The sequence below is a fragment of the Bacteroidia bacterium genome (genome assembly GCA_025056095.1).
Taxonomy (GTDB): Bacteria; Bacteroidota; Bacteroidia; order JANWVE01; family JANWVE01; genus JANWVE01.
This window is the reverse complement of record JANWVW010000264.1, coordinates 1-3,485: the sequence shown is the minus strand read 5'-3', so window position 1 is coordinate 3,485 and position 3,485 is coordinate 1. Positions and strand designations below refer to the sequence as shown.

Genomic DNA, 3,485 nt, shown 5'->3' with positions numbered 1-3,485 from the left:
CAACCGCCCGCAATATCGCGCTACTATGGGATAACATTTGCCCCTGCATGACTCACATAACCCAGCTGTAAAAATTCTACTTTAGTTTATGCCAAGTTTTAGCTTGTAAATGATTGTACTTCAAGCTTAAACAAGGTAAAGACATAACTGCACAGGTTGCCTGCGTGAGGGGCATGGAGCATGCCCGTCAGGGCAGTACGAAGCGCAGCGAAGTACCGAAGCGATAGCGCAGTGCGGAATGCCCCGACCCTTGCGCAGCAAGGGGCACGCCCAAAAAATCAAACTATTTTTCAGACTGAAAAAGATTCCTATTCGTATATTTGAAAAAATATGCAAAAACTTCTTTTTGTACTTGCAAGCTTAATCCTGTACAGATATGCTTATGTCCAGTCCCCTGTATACACTTCTAAAAAGCACCTCATCTCACCCAAGCATTTAGCAGAGTATCTGACCCAAAACAAAAATAACGATAGCGATAAAGTAGTAGCAATATGGCAATGGATAACTCATAACATCAAATACGATATCAAAGACATCGGAAAATATGACTCCAAATACAGCGATGCACAGTACGTACTCAAAAAGAAAAAAGCCAATTCCTTAGGATATGCCACGCTTTTTACTGCTTTGTGTAAAGAAGCTAACATTCCTGCTTATACAGTACACGGCTACTGCAAAATAAGTCCAGAGTATGAGCTATACAATCAATTTTTTAGAGAACGATATGCTTGGAATAGCGTAGAAATTAACCGCAAATGGTATCTACTAGACGCTGCTGCTGCGGCAGGAAAAATTGTCGATCATGAAAAAAAGTGGAAAAGAAGATTAGGGCGATGGTTCTATATTCCAAAATGGTTATATCAATTCAAATTTGAGTATGACTCTACCTACTTTTTGCCTAACCCTAAGCGACTAGCTATTACCCACAATCCCGCAGACCCAATGTGGCAGCTGCTCAACTGTATTGTATCAATAGATTTATTTGAAAAACCGCCAGGGTATACGGCTTACTATGTCAAAACGTACGACTCTTGTTTTGTAGCCCAAGATATGGTACGTACGGAAGTTATCCGCTACACGCCTGATGAACAAGAACTACGGTCCGCCTTTACCGCAAAAGCTTTTAATAAAAGAAATCACGGCTATGCAGGTTTTACAGCACTTAAATATGCAGACAAGTATTTCAATGGCGTACCCTACACTACTAACAAAGCAGAGCTTTTAGGAAAAGCTCGCTTTTTGTATGACAGTGCAGTTGTTTTCTTAAAAACCACGGCAAAAGACATTGAAGAGGAATACAAATTCCTGCGAAAACAAAACCTACAAAAAAAGAAAATGACCCAAGATACAAATACAATGTGGCTCAAACTCAATCAACGCACTATCCAAAAGAACAAAACCTTAATTAAAAACCAAAAAAATAGAATAAAAAAACTGCACCGCCAAAACATCAATTTAGATAAACAAGCACAAAGTATCATTCACAATAACGATAATTTAGCACGTGTGCCAAACGCTAAAACTCCCCCCACTCAAACTCAAATTCAAAAAATAGAAGAAAATCAGCAGAAAATTCAGCAGAACCTACATAAGTTTGACCAAATTAAAGATAGCGCTATGGCAGCGATTGAAGAATATGCACAAACATACTCTCAAATCTACAAAATGTTAGATAAAATTTTGGTAGATTACAAGCTCTTCATTCGCTATATTACTCAAAACATACAGGAACGTATAACCGAAAAAGCCGATGCCTATTGGGACTATTTTATGCTGCGTAGAGCAGATATGATAAAAAGACACGCTGACCAAGCTAAATGGCGAGATAGTATTCCTAAGCTTTACGCACTTAAATACAATCAAATCAAGGCGTATCTTGCAGAAGCTACTAATCGCATGAAAGGCATAATTGCCGAAAATAAAGCACTTATCAAACAAAATAAACAGCTCAAAAACACACTTGAAAACGAAGACATTCAGTACCAAAATAATAAGGAAAAAATTCAAGAGGTTAATAACCTCTTAAAAAGGTGGAACGAAGGTGAAATTAACTTTCTGCAATCTCTTAACAAGGAATACAGGTCTCATAACCGAAACATGCGCTTGCTCAATAAAGCTTACAAGATTGAGAATATCAAAGAACAGCAGAGATACAAATTCCGCGAAAAGCAATACAAATATCTTTACAAAGTAGAAACAGCAAAGCAAAAAAAAGCCTATCAGCATGCCGTTGAGCAAAGAAAAAAGTGTAAAGAAGCAATTGAAACTTATCTAAAAAAATAAGCCTAGACTATGAACCTTTCTCAACGTGATGAAAAAGTAATTTGGCATCCTTATACTTCTGCATATAGCCCTACTCCTATTCCGATTGTTAAAGCAGAGGGCGCTTACCTATACACAGACAGTGGAAAGAGAATCATTGATTTTAATAGCTCTTGGTGGGTAACTGCTCACGGGCATTGTCATCCGTACATTGCGCAAGCTATTAGTCAACAAGCCCACACATTGGAACAGGTAATATTTGCAGGTTTTACGCATCAACCTGCTGTTGAATTAGCAGAACGCCTTTTAGGTTATTTTCCCACATTGAGCAAAGTATTTTTCTCAGACAATGGTTCTACCGCAGTGGAGGTAGCCCTAAAAATGTGTTTTCAAGCTTGGTACAATCAAGGTAAAGAACGAAAAAAAGTAATTGCTTTTGAGGGCAGTTATCATGGCGATACGTTCGGTAGTATGGCGGTCAGTGAAAGAGATATTTTTACTGCTGCGTTTCATACTCTTTTATTTGACGTAGATTATTTACCTTATCCTACGCAGGACAATTATGAGCAAGTTTTTGAAAAGTTGGAGCAGTTGTGTCAAACTAATGAATATGCTTCTTGTATCGTAGAACCCTTAGTCCAGGGTGTAGCAGGTATGCGAATTACTCGCCCTGAATATATCGCCGAGATATGGAAGATTTGTAAAAAACACAATGTTTTCACTATCGCCGATGAAATAATGACAGGATTTGGGCGAACAGGTACATTATTTGCCTGCCAACAAATTGACGTTCAACCAGATGTTGTTTGTCTATCAAAGTGCCTTACGGGAGGTTTTTTGCCCCTTGGCTTAACATTATGCACGGATAGTGTTTTTGAACATTTTGTAACACAAGACCGAACTAAAACCTTTTTTCATGGACATAGCTTTACAGGTAATCCTATTGCCTGCGCTGCGGCTAATGCCAACCTTGACCTTTTTGAGCAGGAAGATACACAAATTAAACTTCGTCAATTGTATCAAAATATGGCTCTACTCAAAGAGGAGCTTGAAAAATGTGCTTTTCTATACAATATCAGGCATATTGGAGGAATTTTAGCCTTTGAGCTTGGTTCGCCGCAAAGGCACTACCTTAATGCGATTAGCACTAAAATCAGGAGTTTTTACTTAGAAAGAAATATGTTAGTTCGCCCTTTGGGCAATACTATTTACATTATTCCCCC

The 3,485-nt window shown here is 38.4% G+C and carries 3 protein-coding genes; all 3 read left to right on the top strand.

Annotated elements, in window-relative coordinates; genetic code table 11:
- The first annotated feature begins 180 nt into the window (after positions 1-180).
- Positions 181-324, top strand: coding sequence for a hypothetical protein (locus NZ519_13080; protein ID MCS7029688.1), 144 nt, complete (start codon positions 181-183; stop codon positions 322-324).
- Between the two features lie 6 nt (positions 325-330).
- Positions 331-2,283, top strand: coding sequence for a hypothetical protein (locus NZ519_13075; GenBank protein ID MCS7029687.1), 1,953 nt, complete (start codon positions 331-333; stop codon positions 2,281-2,283).
- Positions 2,284-2,292: 9 nt separating this feature from the next.
- Positions 2,293-3,485 (top strand): adenosylmethionine--8-amino-7-oxononanoate transaminase (locus NZ519_13070; GenBank protein ID MCS7029686.1); only part of this gene is annotated, 1,193 nt, incomplete at its 3' end.

Bases quoted from the DNA above. Each gene is read 5' to 3' on its own strand.
- NZ519_13080 (MCS7029688.1), top strand. From the start codon at position 181: ATGCCCGTCAGGGCAGTACGAAGCGCAGCGAAGTACCGAAGCGATAGC.
- NZ519_13075 (MCS7029687.1), top strand. From the start codon at position 331: ATGCAAAAACTTCTTTTTGTACTTGCAAGCTTAATCCTGTACAGATAT.